Below are 14,843 nucleotides of genomic sequence, written 5' to 3' on the forward strand. Positions count from 1 at the left end.
GACGCTCGTGCTGGCGCCCGCTGTGTGTGTGTGGGGGGGCGGCCCTATGGCCCCCCGGCCCACCGCTGGGCGGGGGCCGGGGGCGCCGGGGGGGCAATGGCTGGATGCGTTGGCCGACAGCGATACGACCGATCCGGACACCCGTCTGGCGGCGCTCGTCCACCGGGCCCGCTGCGCTCCCGACTCCATCGACGACCAGACGGTGCCGACCGCGATCAAACTGCTCCGCCAGGTCGCCCCCGAACCCCGGCCCAAGGAGGACGAGCAGGGGGAACGGAATCCGTCCCGTCCGTGTGCGTGCGAGGCCGAGCCCGAACCCGACCCGAACGTCCCCGGGCACGTCGCGGCCGCCTTCGCCGACCTCGAACGGCACGGCCGCATCCACGCCGCCACCACCCCTTTGCTGATGGCTTTCCACACGGCCCTGGGCGCGCGTGTCGAAGACCGCACGGCTCTGCTCACCGAGCAGCTGTACAGCCCGGACCCGGGTACCCGCTACGACGCCATCGACATGGCACGCAGTCTGATCATCTCCTGGCGGGGCGATCACACCGGCCTGGTGCGGCTCATCGGCGACTGCCTGCTCCCGGACGACTCCTACACCGCCGCGGCCGCGGCCGAGGCGCTCGGCTCCCTCGCCGCCCTTGCCGAACCGGCCCGCGAAGCCCTCGCCGCCTACGTCACCGCCCACCGCACCACCCACCGGCCGGATGCGTGGGCGAGCCCGCATCGTGCCGTGCGCCGAGCCCACCAGCTGGCCGTCGTGGCGCTGGCCGCGCTCAAGGACGAGAGGGCCCTGCCCAGCCTGCTTGTCGCGCTGGACACCGACACCGATTCCTGGCGCGCCATGGGCGCGGTGGGTTATCTGCCTCAGTGCGCCGCGGAACTCACGCCCCGGCTGATCCGGCGCCTCGCCGACGTCGACCACTCCCGGGAGTGGCCCGATGTCAGCCCTGTGACGCTCGCCTGCGCCCTTGCCAAGCTCGGGGATCCGGCAGCCGTACCCGCACTCGCCGAGGCCGTCCGAGCCGCCGTCCGGCACAAGCAATGGCGCACCGCCGAGCCTGTCCTGAAGGCACTCGCGTCGTTCGGTCCCCGCGCCGCATCCGCCCTGGACGCCGTCAGCCCCCTCACCGACGCAGACGATGTCTCCGTGCGCACCGCTGCGGCGGGCGCCGTCTGGGAACTCGAACGCCGCCCCGAGAGCGTCGTGCCGCTGCTGGAACACCTCCTCGACGGCCACCGGAACTTCGACGCGATCGGCCTCGCCGGCCGGATCGGCCCAGGCGCCGCAGCAGTACTGCCGCGCCTGCGGCAGATCCTGAACGTGCGGGTCGAGCAGAACGCACGCAACGAGCAGAACGGCTCGGCCGTGCTGAACGACTCGTGGACCCTCGTCCACGTCGCATCCGCCCTGTGGGACATAGGCGGCGTGAGCGAGGCCGGCACCGTCGTGCCGGCGCTGCTGGCCGCCTGGAAGGACAACGACTCCACCGCACGTGACGTCGTCGCCTGCCTCAACCGCATGGGCCCGGCCGCGCGCCCCGCCCTGCCCCAGATCCAGGCCGCCCTTGCGCAGCCCCATCGCGGCGACCAGATGTGGTCAGGCGCCGTCGCTTTCGACCTCGAGGTCGAGCACACCTGCCGTGCCATCCTCACGCGCCTGACAGACCTTCCGGACCCGGCACCGGCAAGAGGGGAATAGGGCCCGGCCGCACCGGTGTGCAGGGCCCGCAGGTCTGGATCGGCACGCGACCTGCGCATACGGTCACTTCACCGACGCAAGGACGCAAGGAAGCGCCACACGCGCACCACGAGGAGAGACCGTGGCCCAGGACATCGGCTGGGGTACGACGGACGGCAGAGGCGCCCAGTAGCGCGACGTCGGGTGGGGGACCACCGACGAGCCCGACTGGGACTGACGCTCATCCCCCGGCGCAGTCGCAGGAGGCCCGCCCCGCAGCGGCAGACCCCCTGACACGTCTCAGCCGGCCGCGCTGCCGACGGTGACCGCCCAGCCGCGTCCCGGCCGCGTCCCGGCGGGCCCGTGACCGCCGGGGGCGGCCGCCAACGTCAGATCTCCGGCTCCGCCGGCTTCTCGGTCCGGGCCGCGCAGATCTCGATGACCTCCAGCTGGCGATCCGCGGAAAGCTGGTCGAAGAACCGCGCGTCGCCGTAGGCGGCCTGCCTGGCCTCCAGGGCCTGACCGGCGGAAGCGGCGACGAACCCCACCCAGGCCGCACTGCATCAGGGCGTCGTGCCCGCCGCGAAGACAGGGGCGCGCCCGTGGCCGTAGCACCACGCGTGGAGGTCTGCCGGGCTGCTGCTCATGGTCTCAACCCCTGGATGCGGGAACCGACGCCGGCGGCGGGCGGCCTGAAGGGGGAGTCTGCCAGCAGGGACCGACAGCTCGAGCGGGCAGAGGCGACCGACCGCCGGCCACCCGCGTACACAGGGCGGTGGCCGGCGCAGAACATGCCGACCGCCCCCTTCAAGGAGCGGGGAGGTGGTCGGGCCTTCGGGGTCAGATCGAGCGCGAGAACATCTGCTCGCCGGGAAGCGGCGAGGCGCCGACATCGCGGTACCTGGAACTGCCGGGAAGGATGACCGGCTCGCCCGGGGCGTGGATGGTGAAGCCGTGGCGCCGGTAGAACCGGGCCAGGGTGGTGTCTTCGGCGGTGAACTGCCCGTACATGAAGAACGCTCGGTGCTCACGGTGGATTGCCATGGCTCTGGCGATTAGGGCGGAGGCGATGCCCTGGCGCCGGTAGTCGTCTGCGACGGCCAGGGCCCGAAGCTTGGCGTAAGCCATAGCGGTAGCTCCCAGGGACACGGGGTCTGCCCCGTCCCGTTCCATGCCCCCGAGGACGGACAGGGGCGGGATGCTGGAGGAGACGCCGACGATGCGCGCGGTGGGCGTGTGTTCGGCGACCAGGAAGACGAACCGTCCGGCGCCGAACTGGCTGATGAAGGGCCCTGCTGCGTCGATGGTTTCGCACATGGCCTCGCGGTCGTCGAAGTCGCCGTGTCCTTCCATGGCGAGCGCGGCGAGCTCGGTGAACGTCTTGCCCTCCCCGGGCCGGGTCTCTCTAATCTGGATGTTGTCGGGCAGTTCGTCGGGGCGGCGGCGTCGGGGCTTGCCAGGCTTGTTGCGTCCCACGAGCGTCCTCTCGGTCTGAAGTAGGCCATGCGGCCCCACCAGCCAGGCACGCATCTGTGAGGGCCGGCGCGGCAACACAGCTACCAGTAGGCCAAGAGGTCGCTCGACGATGAGGGCCTAAAGCGGTCATCACGCCGCTGAGCGCGGGAACGATGACGCGTTTCTTTCGCCTTGCGGGCTCCAGGCTGCCTTGCCCCCGCCTCGCGGGCGGCTTGACGTCTCTGCGGAGCCTTGCCGGCCCGGGTGACTTCAGGTGGTCGGGCGGGTGTCTCGGCCGAGCCGGTGCAAGGTGCGGCAGTGCAGGTTGCTTTCGACGCCGATACCCCACTCTGGCCTATGGCACCTGGGTTGCTGGGCCGCCAGGCGCACGAAAGCCAGTGCGCGCGGACCCTGGTTGCTCCGATACTGCTGGTGACGAAAGCGAGGCCCCGTGTCCCAGATCGAGCCGAGCGTGCTGACCGCGCTTACGACGGCGGCGAAGGACGCCGTCTCCAACCCGGCCACCGCGCTGACCCTCAAGGCCACGGACGTCGGCTCGGACACGGCCATCGCACACCGGGACGCGCTGGTCACGGCCCTGTACCGTCGGCCCTCTGAGGCGGCGAAGGCCCGGAAGAAGGGGCAGGCGACGCCGCCGGCTCCGCACGCGCCAGCTCAGGTGGAGATCTGGAGCTTGTACGCAGACCACGTGGATGACCCTTTTCTCCGTGCCACCTGCATCATCTGCTGCTCGACGCCGGCCACGGCCGTAGGCCCGACCACGTCCGCGGCGCGGCCGCCGGTTACCTCGACGCGGCGCAGCTGCTGTTGGCCGCCGAGGATGGCCACAGGTGGCCGCGGGCCGCCCAGTGCATGAAGAGGGCCGGGGAGCTGTCCCTCAAGTTCAAGCAGACCGACCTGCGTGAACGCGCGGCCAAGGACGCCCGCGCCCTCGCCGAGCGCCTCCTGGCCGGTACCGAGGACGAGGGACGGTCCCTGCTGGTCGTCCTGGAAACACTGCAGACCCTGGGGTGCGATGTCGCGGACCTCGCCGAACGGGCGGCCAGCCTCTTCGCCCGCGACGTGGAGGTCCGGCTCGGCTTCCTCGAAGCGCTGCGCAAGGTGGCGCCCCCAAGCCGCCACGCGGAGATCGACACCGCCGTGGTCCATACTCTCCTCGACGCCGCCGATACCGCCGATGCAGGGAACCGCCGCCTGTACTTCCTGACGCAGGCAGCGACCGAGGCGAACAAGCGGGGACTGCCCGACCTGCGGGCCCGCGCCGAGATGGCCCTGCAGCAGACCACGCCGGAGTGGACTTCCGTCCGCACCGGGGGCACCATCCCGCCCGCGGTGGTCGTCTGGCAGCAGGCCCAGGTCGATGCCGCCCCGGATCTGCGGACCGCGCTCTGGCTCACCGTGGAGGACGTTCACCCGGTGATGCGCGCGCAGGCCGAGGCCGAGGCCGACGGCGCGCTCGAGGGCCTGCTGCGGATCCCGCGCTCGCGCATCAACCCAGCTGGACCGGTCTTCGTCCGTCCGCCCGTCGAAGCCGACGACGACCTCGCCGTGGCGATGCAGGTCCGCGGCCTCGGGCTTTTCGGGATCCTGACCGCAATCCAGCTCGACCGCATCCACGAGCGCTTCCGGCCCGACGAGTCCGAAATGACCGCCGCTCTGGCACACGAGACCGTGCTGCCCGAGCCTCGCGCGCGGACCCTCGCCCAGGCCTTCTGCTACTACTGGCTGGAGGAATTCGACGCCGCGGCGTGCGTGGCACTGCCCCAGGTCGAACAGATCCTCCGCCAGCTTCTACGCCCCCAGGTCCCTGTCATCTCCGTGGCTCGAGGACAGAGTCCCGGTGGCGTCGACCTGATGGGCGGACTCCTTCAGAGCATGCCGAAGGCCGGGTACCCGGCGGACTGGAGCAAGGCGCTGGAACTCCTCTTGGTCGATCCTGACCGCGGAATGAACCTGCGCAACGACATCCTCCACGGCCTGACCGGCACTCCGCCCAAGCATCACGTCGCACTCATCCTCCAGGCGGCCCTATACCTGCTCAGCCACGCGCACGGACAGCGCACGCCACCTGGAACGACACCCTGATCTGTGAGTTCTCATCTTCCCCGGCCCCTTGACGGGACACAGCACAGGGCCACAAGCGCCTCAGCCTGCCAGGGCATGGGCCCGTGCCGTCGACCGGGCCGACACGCACTGGCGGGGCGGCCGGAGCCCCCGCACGTGCCAGGTGTCGCCCCCGGCTCAGCGTATAGGAGCCTCGCGGGGTGTGAAGGTCCACGTGCCGCTCACCTCGTGAGGCCCTGCATCGTGGGGAAACGCCGAAGCGCCCGACGACGGTCGGCGCAGACCGCTACGATGCCGCTCGGCAGGACGCGCACCGCCAATCGCCGCCGCTGTATCCCCGCCCGCGCCGGGGACAGCCCTGACGGCTAAGGTCCCCACCCGGGCCCGCGACACCCACCCGCACCACTGCGGGCAAGCGCGGGATGCCCGGAGAGACAACCGCCATGCCACGCAACCAGTCCCGCCCCGCCCAGCGGGCACGCCGCGCCCAGAAAGCTACCGGCGGCAAGTACACCGCACTGCTCCGAGAAGCGACCGCCGCCCCGCGCCGGCCTCGCAAAGAGCCCGCTCACCTCGAACCTGCTCGCCGCGTGCCTGCGCCTGGACCTGGGCCCCGACGCAGACAACGCCGCCCGTTGTGTCGACGCCGCCCTGGCCTGGGCGCTGAAAGCCCATGAACTGTCCTGGATCCTGATCAAGACGCCGGAGACCGACACCACCAGCTACTCCCAGGCACGCAAGGCGATGCGCGAGCATCACGACGGCGAGGTCACCGTCCACGACGCGCCCCTCGTCCAGGCAGTCCACCTGGTACTGGAGGCGGCCGCCGACCAGCAGGGAACCCCCGAGCTGCTGCGCGCGGCCGCGGACGTTCTCGACAAGCTTGTCGGCCACAGCCACATCTGCAACGCGGCGATCTACGGGGTGAGAGCGGACGGCTGGCTCACCCCACGACAGATGTGGGAGCGGGTGTACACCACCACCGACCCCGTCGCCGCTCTCGCAGCGGCGGCCATGCGCACCCTGCGCGACGCCGCCGACATTCCCGACGAAGACGAACTCACCGACGCCGACTGCATGTTCACCCTGCAAGAAGCCGTCCGCTTCGCCTCGGCCGCAGCGGACCTCGCCACCCGCCTGACCGAGACGCTCACCGCCCGACAGAGCTGGCTCGGGCCTGCCACACACTCGGCAGGCCCGAGTCGGCATCGGCCTCGCAGGGTGAGGCCGGCCCTGACACCGCAGGTTCATTCACACCGGCAGACCCGCCTAAGCCATCACCCCTGCGAGGGACGGATGCAGATACCTGTCCGAGATCACAGACCGCTACCAGCGCGGAGATACCCGCCGAATCCGGTGACGACGAGCCCGCACCTTGCCGACACCCTGGGCGGCTCACATCGGCGCCCACAGGTCCAGGGCGTACCGCATCACCTCCCGCACGACCCCGGAGGCGGCCCCCTGGACAACCCACTCGCCCAGCTTCTTCGCCATCCGGACGATCCGGCGTCCAGCCGCCTGCTGCTCCCGTGCCTGCTTCGTGTTCTCCGCCATCTCCTGCTCCCTCGGTCGTAGTCGTGCTGACGACCGCAAGGAAGCCAAGGCGCAGGGGTGTTCAGCGACGGCCCTGAACCCTTGAACCGGGTGTCAGGCCAGGCTGGAGCGGGTGAAGATAGTGTTCAGCGAGGGTTCGGACTGAACAGGGAGACCCATGGGGGAGACGTCGGCGCGTGACCGGCTGGCCGAAGAGCTGCGGAAGCTGAAGGCCGCCTCGGGCCTGACGTACACCCAGATTGAGAGCCAGGCGACGAAGCAGGGCCTGAAGCTGAAGAGGAGCAAGCTCAGCAACTGGTTCAAGGGCACGAACGTCCCCGAGGCGGACGCCTCGTTCGCGCTGCTGGTCCAGCTGCTCGAGGCCCGAGCACGGAAATCGGGGGTGGCCGTGCGCGGCCTGCCATGGTGGCGTGCCCTGCAGAAGGAAGCCGCGGTCGAACGCGACGCGACCGGCCCCCCCCAGGCGTACCGTCAGTCCTGACCGGATGCTCTCAGGCCATTACATACAGCAACAACAGTCCCATTCCAGCCATCGTCAGCGCAGCGACAACCAGGTCCACCGCCACGCAAACCGCCCGGAACTTCCGTCGTGCCAGACCAGCGAGCACAGCCAGCCGCGCCTCCTCCAGGCGCAGTTGCTCCGTGACACTCAACCCGGCAATCGACGCGACCACCGGCCCGATATCGTCCCCCCGCCGCACACCGAGCAACGCTTCAGGCGAACCAACCCGCGGAAGCACGGGACGTAGAGCCCACAACGCCACGCCCACCGCGACCGCCAGCGACACCGACGCCAAGAACAGCGCCGCAGACGAGCCCCATGGCTTCTCCTCAAGGCCACCCAACAACGCCACGCTGGCTGTCAAGAACCCGCCAGCGGCACCGCACACAGCAGTCGCTTTTCCATCCGCACGCTGTAGCTCAACCACCAGCACCGCGGTGGCGCACTGCAGCCGCTGCACCTTCTCCAGGCCTTCTGCCGCCGAGTTGCCTGCAGCCCTCTCCACGAACGCCCCCATTCACGTGCCCGCATCCATGGCTCCGACTGTGCCCTTCTCCTCCACTCGCTTGTGCACACCAACGGGCACTGAGCAAGCGTCGCCGGTCACGCACCACATGCCGGCCACTGGCACGGACCTGTTCCAGAGGGCCTCAACCCGGCCTTTCACAAGGCAGTGCGCCGGTAAGCAGACCGATGGCGCCGCCGCAGAACGTGCCGAGGAATCAGATGGCTGTAGCCTCCGGCCTCGCACACCACGCAGGTGACGGATCAGGCTGCGTCCGGTGCGCGGCGCACGGGCCCACAGCCGATGGCGTGGCCAGGCTCGGGCGGATGCCCAGTGCCTTCGCGATCCGCCGCGTACCTGCAGAGGGGACCTGTCTCACGCCGTCTCAAGGCACTCACCGCCTTTGCGGCCCGTCCCTCACCGCGTCGGCGCGACCATCTGCTGACATCCGGGCTCCGTGCCGGGCCGACGGGCCGCGTCCCGGCGCGGCCCGTTGGCTGTCGTGCAGGCGTTCTGCAGTCTGGATCTCGCCTTGTCGGTCACGCGACGCGGGGCCTGGTCGCCCGCCTGTCGCGAAGTGGCCGACGTTCAGCGGTTTCCACTCCGGCCGAGCAGGATGCTCAGCGTGGTGCGGGCGTCACGACGGCGATCCGGGTCACGGGACAGAACCGCCGCGGCGGCCGCGGTGGCCACGGCCGTGGCGTAGATGAGGGAGAGAGCGGCAGCGGTCGCGGTCGCGTCGGTGAGCAGAGCTGGCAGGGCGGACATGGCATTCCTCTTCCGTAAGGCGTCGTCCGGCGTGCTCGCCGAACGAGTGACACCGTCTGACGTCCAGTGGGTTTCCGGCGATCTGCGATGCCGGACAGAAGAGCCAAGTAGCCTGCTCAGTAAGGGTTTAACGAGTTTCCCGGCGGTTTCCTGCGGATCGGGGCAAGGGGGTGGGGGCGATAGTCGACAGGTCGAAGCGACGGAATTTCGCGAAGGCGCTGAAGGAGCTCTACGAGGCTGCGGGCGGGCGGGAGGTCGGGCTCAGGAAGCTCGTCTCGCTCGGCAGGCGGCACGGCATTGAAGTGTCCGAGAAGCGCCTGAGTGCCTGGATGATCTTCGATGGTGCACGCGGTCCCGAAGCACCCGGCCCCACGTTGACCGAGTACATCGTGCTGCTCACCGCGGACCTGGAGTTACACGCGCAGCGGCGCGACCCCGGTCACCGCGGGCGCAGCCCGGAGGGGTGGCGGCAGCTGCTGCGGGACGCACAGGATGAAGGATCCACCCAACGCGGCGGACGGCCTCGCAGCACTGCCGTGGTGGATCATTCTCCCGCTCCGGAGCCGGAGTTCGTGCTCCCGGGACACCAGTGCCTGGCCGAGGGTATCCGTCTGCCTGACGGGCTCCGGGACCGGGAGGCCGAGCTCGCCGAGCTCGCGGCGTTCGCCACGGACCGAAGCCCTCAGGCTCGCACATACACCTGGTGGCAGGCCGGACCCTGGACGGGGAAGTCCGCGCTCCTGGCCTGGTTCGTACTGCGCAAGCGGCCCGTGGATGTGGACGTGGTCGGCTACTTCATCGCCGACTGGCAGGGCGAAAACGACCGAGCCTCCTTCCTGGACTCCGTGATCAGACAGTTGGCCGTAGTGGCTGGACAGAAGATCCGGGCTCGCGGGCAGTCCCTGGAACGCTTTTACGAGCTGCTCTCTGCAGCTGCTGAGGCTGCCGGTTCCCGCGGACGGACGCTGCTCCTGGTCGTCGACGGGCTCGACGAGGACGAGGGCGCCAGGCCTGGTGGCCGCACCATTGCGGCGCTGCTTCCTGCGAACCCTCCGTCGAACCTTCGGGTCGTGGTCACCGGCCGGCCCAACCCGGCTGTACCGCGCGATGTGCCGGACCCCCACCCGCTGCGTGACCCGTCCATCGTCCGGCAGCTATCCGAAGTTCCCGCGGCCAAGGCCGCGAGGGTCACGGCGACGCGGGAACTCGACCGCCTCATCGAAGACAAGATTGTCGGTATCGAAATCGTCGGGTTCCTCGCTGCGGCGAGGGGCGGGCTACGGACCAAGGACCTGGCCAAGCTGCTCAACATGACGGCGCCTACCGTGACCGTGCGCGACGTCGAAAAACCGCTTCGTTCCATCACCGGTCGCAGCCTGGCCTACGATCACACCCTTCTCTCCTCGGACCGCGCCTACGTCCTTGGCCACAAGGAACTGCTCGTAGCCGCCCTTGAGGAACTCGGTGACATTGCTCCATACGAGGAGCGTCTGTGCGTCTGGGCCGACGACTGGCATGCGAAAGGCTGGCCGGAGGAAACCCCGCCCTATCTCCTGCACCACTGTGGCGGCCTCCTCCAGCGGACCGGCGACACGGCACGACTGACCGCCTACGCTCTCGACGCGAGGCGGCAGCAGCGTCTCGTTGCCACCGCCGCCGCGGACATTGCCCTGCAAGATCTTGACCGGGCCGCCGAGGCTGTTACTGGCGACAGTCCCGCCGATCTCGAAATCCTGGCTGCGGTGGCCGCCTCCCGCGACCTGATCTCCGCCGCGGCATGCCCCCTGCCCCGCGCGGTTTCCCGAGCCCTCGCCCGCCTCGGTGATGTTCCCCGTGCCCAAAGCCTTGCGCTGGCCTCCCCGGGCCCGGCAGGCAGGGCTTACGCGCTCGCCGACACCGCCCGGACACTGTCCGCCTCGGGCGACTGGAAAGCCCGGGACGAGGCTCGTCGCCTGGCCCGCGAGGCAGAGACCTGGGCACGTACTGCACTGCGTGAAGCAGACTCGCAGCACGGCGGTATCGATGTGGCCGAGAGCGGTGCCGCAGCCGCCTGTGCACTCATCGAGTCGGGCCAGCCGGAAACGGCGATGGACCTGCTGCAGGCGGCCGCGTGCGATGCCTGGGACTATCTTGACGCGGCAGCCGCCTGCCTTCCGCATGATCCACAACTCGCGGAGAAGTTGTGGGACGAGGCCGAACAGCGGGCCGAGCACGTGCACCCCTGGCATGCTCCTCCGGAAGATCCCGAATCAGCCGTCCATGTTTGGACGGAGATCATCCGTGCCGCCCCCGACAGGGTCGAGCGCGTATGCGATCTGATCCATGCCCATGGCGCAGCCCAGGACGCCAGCCCGGGCCAGCGAGCCGCGGCGTCGACGGCGCTGATCACATACAGGCCCGAAGCGGCCGCCGAACTTGCCGAGCAGGCTCGCGCAGAGCTGGCCGCCATGCTGCAAGCACCTGGCGGGGCCGGCTACGACCCCATGCTTGCGACCACCCTCGACCTGGTGGTCCAGGCGCTGACCGACACCGGCCGCCCGGCCGAAGCCGAGAAGCTACGCGCGGACGTTCCGCAAGAGGCCCTCACCGACCCCATCGAGTTCGACTTCAAATTTGCTGGCATCGACGAGGACCGCGATCAGGACGACGCCCCCTCCGCCGCACACCTGGCTCAGGAGGCATTGGAACTGGCCGAATGCGGCAGAAGCGAGGAAGCCCGCAAGCGGCTGGAAGCAGCTCTGCGGCGTCACGCCGCAGCCGCAAGACGGACAGGCGGTGTCCGCTGGCTGGTGCTGCTGGCCGGGGCTCTGGCGGCCGACGGCACCTCCAACGCGGAAAACGCCGCAGACCAGCTCATCGGCCTGCTCAGCGACTCAGCCGACCGCGCACGAGCCTACGCCTCCGCCGCCATGGCCAGCGCGGAGACCGGGGCCTTCGCTCCAGCACTCCGTCTGGCCCGTCAGGCCGCCCAGGAAGCAGAGACGCTACGCGACTCCGCTGTGGCCGAAAGAATCCTTGCGGCACAGGCTCTTGCCCACGCCGGAGACACTCAGGCCGCCCAGGACCTCTTCACCCGGACAGGCTCCCCGAACTCCAGCAGGGTGCAAAGCCCGCATCAGAGAAAAGAGCTCTTCCGCGGTTGGTTCGCTGTTATGAAGGGGCTGCGGAACCATGAACCAGCCGCAGTCGCGCGCCGCATTGACCAGAGACGAGAGAAAATCACCCAGGACTGGGCTCATGACACGGCGCGTCTTCTGCAGGCCTTGGCCGAACTTCTGCCTCTGGTGCCGGACTCCGATCCTGGGTGCCGTGGCCGGATCCTGGAAGCCGTATACGCGGCAGGGCTCTCACCGAGTGCGCCGCCCGGCCAGTGGCAACCAGAGAACCGTCTGATCTGGGCCCTGCTGCACCCCGCCGGGGCCACGGAAGAACAGACCCGCATTCTTGTCCGGCTGACGAGGTCCAGCCTGTCCGAATGGGAAAACGATCCCTACGAAAGGGCCCAGGCCAGTGCCGCGCTGGTCCGGGCCGCGATGGGCGACCTCGATCACGCCCAGCGGGTCGCTGAGACAATAGACGCCCCCTCCCTGCGCGCGAGCACGTACGCCGCCTTGGCCGGCCACATCACGCGAGTTCCGGCCCCTTTGCCGACCACCTACGAGACGCTCGTCCCGCACCCGCATCTACCGCTGCTGCGCGCCCTTGCCCTGATGCGCCTACCAGGTGATGCCGCCCTTGATGAGGAAGCACCCGTCATGCGGGCTGCCCAATCCTTCGCGCGCCGGGCCCTGACCACCGGGGAGGACTGGCACCAGGCCCTGCCCGTGCTGGCACGCCTGGCCCCGGCGGCGGTCCAGCGGATCCACGCACTGGCTTCCGCCCACCTTGGCCTTTGACGGATAACAGGAGTCCACTTCGTTCGCCAGCGGCTGTCGTGAGGTCGAGTGTGCCGTCCGTGAGCGTCTGACGGCCGGTGGAACCTCTGCGGGGGACCTGCGAGAGTGCACAGGACGGGCCCTGTGAGGACCGAAGCAACTCGTCAGCATCCTGTGAAGACATAGCCCATCGGAGTGGACCGCGCCAGCAAGGGTCCGCCCGGCCACCGGGCACGACTACGGTTTCGCCGCAGGGAGCCAGCACTCACGTGGCACCGCCCGATCGGCAGTCACGAGAAGCCGAAGGGTTCGGTGCCTACAGGCGACAGCCCACTGAAACCAACGCCGTACGTCGCTCGGCCGCCGGCCTGTCGGATCGGCAACGACCGAAAGTGCGAGGCGGGCGCTCACGCCAAGTGGAGCAATGCAGCCTTGTCAGACGCGGCAGTTCATGCCGTTGGTGACTTCGCGAAAGCTGGCGATCACGGGGTTTGCCATGGATTCGCGGTAGACAACGACCACTCGTCCGTAGGGCCAGGTGATGTCGGTGCGCATTTTCTCGTTGCCGAGGCTGCAGCCGGTGTACATCATGCTGCGGTGTAGGTCTGTGTAGTCGCCGCCGTTCTCCCACACTGTGGTCGAGGGGCCGACAGTGAGGAACATGGTCTGGGCCTCAGGGTTGAACGTCACCTGTACTCCCTCAGGCAGTGCCCACTCGTCGCGAAGGAACCCCTGGAGTTCTTTGTTGATGGATGCGGCGATGCCGCGTTCGGAGGAGGTCATCGCATCGCGGGCGGCCGACCACTCTGTGATGGTGGGCTGAGCGTAGTCGCTGCGCGTGTAGGCGGGCTGAGGTTCGGCCGTCGCAGTAACGGTGGCCTTCGGTGTGGTGGCGGTGGGACTGCTGGCCGCAGTGACGGCTGCTGCAGTACGTGCCGGGGGCACAGAACTTGCGGGGGGAGCGGAAGAGGGGGTGGCGGGCGTAGAGGACACCGATGGTGAAGCAGACGGGAGTGCGGACGCCGCGGCAGCCGAAGGCGCCTGCCGTCCCAAGGCTGTGGACGCGTAGACGGCCGTGGCGGCAATGGCCAGAACGGCGGCCGCGGCTGCGGCGATGTATCCGGCTTTGCGCGCCCGGCCCTGGCCTCTGCCGGTCGGCCAGGTCTCTTCGGGAACGGCCGGCAGAGTCCAGTGAACGGAATCCAGGCCGTCGGGCGGCACGGGTGCTGAATCGTCCTGGGCCAGGATCTGTGTGTTCTCCTCGGCGAGTAGAGCTCTGCAGGCACTGCTCAGACACGTTGCCGTGGGGCGGTCACCTGCCTCTTTCGACATCGCATCCGCCACGAGGAGAGCAAGGGCTTCAGGCAGGCCCGCGAGATCGGGATCCTGCGACATCACACGGAAGGCGACAGTGTCTGGAGCTCCGGTTCCGAACGGGTGACGACCGGTCCCGGCATAGGCGACGAGCGCACCCCAGGCGAAGACATCGGACTCAGGTCCGACGCTGCCCGTGCGGTACTGCTCGGGGCTGATCCAGCCCGGCGTGCCGGTCAGCATCCCCGTCCGGGTGACCGAGGTCCCGTCAAAGGCGTGTGCAATCCCGAAGTCGAGAAGACGAGGCCCGCTGGGGGAGAGGACCACGTTGCCCGGCTTGATGTCACGGTGAATCACACCGGCCGCATGGACCGAAGCCAAAGCGGCGGCGGCGCCGGCGGCGAGCGCGAGAAGCACGGCACCCCGTAGCGGGCCGTGCGCGGCAATGTGCTGCTGCAGCGTCGAACCCGGTATGTAGGGGGTGGCAAGCCAGGGACGCTCGGCTTCACAGTCGGCCGCGACCACCGGCACGAGACACGGCCCGCTCACCCGGCTTGTCAGCGCCACCTCACGCCGGAACCTGGCACGGAACTCCTCGTCACAGGCCTGAGCCGGATGGACGACCTTCACGGCCAGACGATCACCGTCAGTATCCAGAGCGGCGTAGACGGTCCCCATCCCCCCGGTTCCCAGGCGGCCCACTATTCGGTAAGGACCCACGCGCGCCGGGTCCCCGGCAAGCGCAGGCAGAATGCGGGCAGTCACGTGGGTTCCCTCTCTGGCCGGGCGTATGGCGATGGATCTTACGTGCCACCCCCGAACGGACGGTCATCCGTTCATGTGGAGCATGTCTGGCTGGAGATGCCGCAGGAGGAACTGCTTCGGGAGCACCGGGCTCCGACAGCCCGTGGCCAAGGCTCCCTGGCCCAGGACGTCTCCGTGACCGAAGGACACGGCGTGCGGCCACCCCTTTCCAACGGCCCGGTCGAGGATAAATCCAAGGTTAAGTGAGCGTTTGATTCTCGGTTGTCTGTTTCGCTTGTGGTCAGGTGTCGCGCCAGTTGGGTGTGTTCTGTTGGGTGAGGCGTCGGGTCATGAGGT

General features: G+C 69.3%; 10 protein-coding genes. 4 read left to right on the forward strand and 6 right to left on the reverse strand.

Translation table 11 applies throughout. From position 1 onward, the window contains the following. Positions 1 to 109 precede the first annotated feature (109 nt). A complete protein-coding gene (locus tag ACFW1I_RS33140) occupies positions 110 to 1,705 on the forward strand; it encodes a HEAT repeat domain-containing protein (RefSeq protein WP_384676916.1) in 1,596 nt (531 codons plus the stop codon). 368 nt (positions 1,706 to 2,073) lie between these two features. Here the strand turns inward: ACFW1I_RS33140 and ACFW1I_RS33145 are convergent, their stop codons facing one another. Continuing rightward, positions 2,074 to 2,232 carry a hypothetical protein gene (locus ACFW1I_RS33145; protein WP_383674694.1) on the reverse strand — a complete coding sequence of 53 codons (159 nt, stop codon included), beginning with the start codon at positions 2,230 to 2,232 and terminating at the stop codon, positions 2,074 to 2,076. Positions 2,233 to 2,524: 292 nt separating this feature from the next. Further along, a complete protein-coding gene (locus tag ACFW1I_RS33150; RefSeq protein ID WP_384676918.1) occupies positions 2,525 to 3,160 on the reverse strand; it encodes a GNAT family N-acetyltransferase in 636 nt (211 codons plus the stop codon). 852 nt (positions 3,161 to 4,012) lie between these two features. Here ACFW1I_RS33150 and ACFW1I_RS33155 point away from each other — a divergent pair. After that, positions 4,013 to 5,245 (forward strand): hypothetical protein, encoded by a 1,233-nt coding sequence (locus ACFW1I_RS33155; protein ID WP_384676920.1) that lies wholly within the window; start codon positions 4,013 to 4,015, stop codon positions 5,243 to 5,245. Positions 5,246 to 6,619: 1,374 nt separating this feature from the next. Here the strand turns inward: ACFW1I_RS33155 and ACFW1I_RS33160 are convergent. Continuing rightward, positions 6,620 to 6,778: a hypothetical protein gene (locus ACFW1I_RS33160; protein WP_384676922.1), complete on the reverse strand. Its 159-nt coding sequence runs from the start codon at positions 6,776 to 6,778 to the stop codon at positions 6,620 to 6,622. A 157-nt stretch (positions 6,779 to 6,935) separates the two neighbouring features. Between ACFW1I_RS33160 and ACFW1I_RS33165 the strand changes: the two genes are divergently transcribed. After that, the gene (locus ACFW1I_RS33165; protein WP_384676924.1) at positions 6,936 to 7,259 is read left to right on the forward strand and encodes a hypothetical protein; all 324 of its coding nucleotides are present in this window, start codon (positions 6,936 to 6,938) and stop codon (positions 7,257 to 7,259) included. 10 nt (positions 7,260 to 7,269) lie between these two features. Here the strand turns inward: ACFW1I_RS33165 and ACFW1I_RS33170 are convergent, their stop codons facing one another. Further along, positions 7,270 to 7,797, reverse strand: coding sequence for a hypothetical protein (locus ACFW1I_RS33170; RefSeq protein ID WP_384676926.1), 528 nt, complete (start codon positions 7,795 to 7,797; stop codon positions 7,270 to 7,272). A gap of 576 nt (positions 7,798 to 8,373) precedes the next feature. Further along, on the reverse strand, positions 8,374 to 8,553 hold the full coding sequence (locus ACFW1I_RS33175) for a hypothetical protein (RefSeq protein ID WP_384676928.1): 180 nt from the start codon (positions 8,551 to 8,553) through the stop codon (positions 8,374 to 8,376). Positions 8,554 to 8,723: 170 nt separating this feature from the next. Between ACFW1I_RS33175 and ACFW1I_RS33180 the strand changes: the two genes are divergently transcribed. After that, entirely contained in the window at positions 8,724 to 12,449 is a 3,726-nt protein-coding gene (locus tag ACFW1I_RS33180) for a hypothetical protein (RefSeq protein ID WP_384676929.1), read from the forward strand. Positions 12,450 to 12,863: 414 nt separating this feature from the next. On the opposite strand, the gene ACFW1I_RS33185 is transcribed toward ACFW1I_RS33180, so the two are convergent. Further along, the gene (locus ACFW1I_RS33185) at positions 12,864 to 14,420 is read right to left on the reverse strand and encodes a serine/threonine protein kinase (RefSeq protein ID WP_384676931.1); all 1,557 of its coding nucleotides are present in this window, start codon (positions 14,418 to 14,420) and stop codon (positions 12,864 to 12,866) included. Positions 14,421 to 14,843 lie beyond the last annotated feature (423 nt).

Origin of the sequence: Streptomyces sp. NPDC058955, assembly GCF_042741435.1 — a bacterium.
GTDB lineage: Bacteria > Actinomycetota > Actinomycetes > Streptomycetales > Streptomycetaceae > Streptomyces.

Coding starts and splice junctions, on each gene's coding strand:
- ACFW1I_RS33175 (WP_384676928.1), bottom strand. CDS start 8,553: ATGTCCGCCCTGCCAGCTCTGCTCACCGACGCGACCGCGACCGCTGCC.
- ACFW1I_RS33170 (WP_384676926.1), bottom strand. CDS start 7,797: ATGGGGGCGTTCGTGGAGAGGGCTGCAGGCAACTCGGCGGCAGAAGGC.
- ACFW1I_RS33165 (WP_384676924.1), top strand. CDS start 6,936: ATGGGGGAGACGTCGGCGCGTGACCGGCTGGCCGAAGAGCTGCGGAAG.
- ACFW1I_RS33155 (WP_384676920.1), top strand. CDS start 4,013: ATGAAGAGGGCCGGGGAGCTGTCCCTCAAGTTCAAGCAGACCGACCTG.
- ACFW1I_RS33185 (WP_384676931.1), bottom strand. CDS start 14,420: ATGGGGACCGTCTACGCCGCTCTGGATACTGACGGTGATCGTCTGGCC.
- ACFW1I_RS33160 (WP_384676922.1), bottom strand. CDS start 6,778: ATGGCGGAGAACACGAAGCAGGCACGGGAGCAGCAGGCGGCTGGACGC.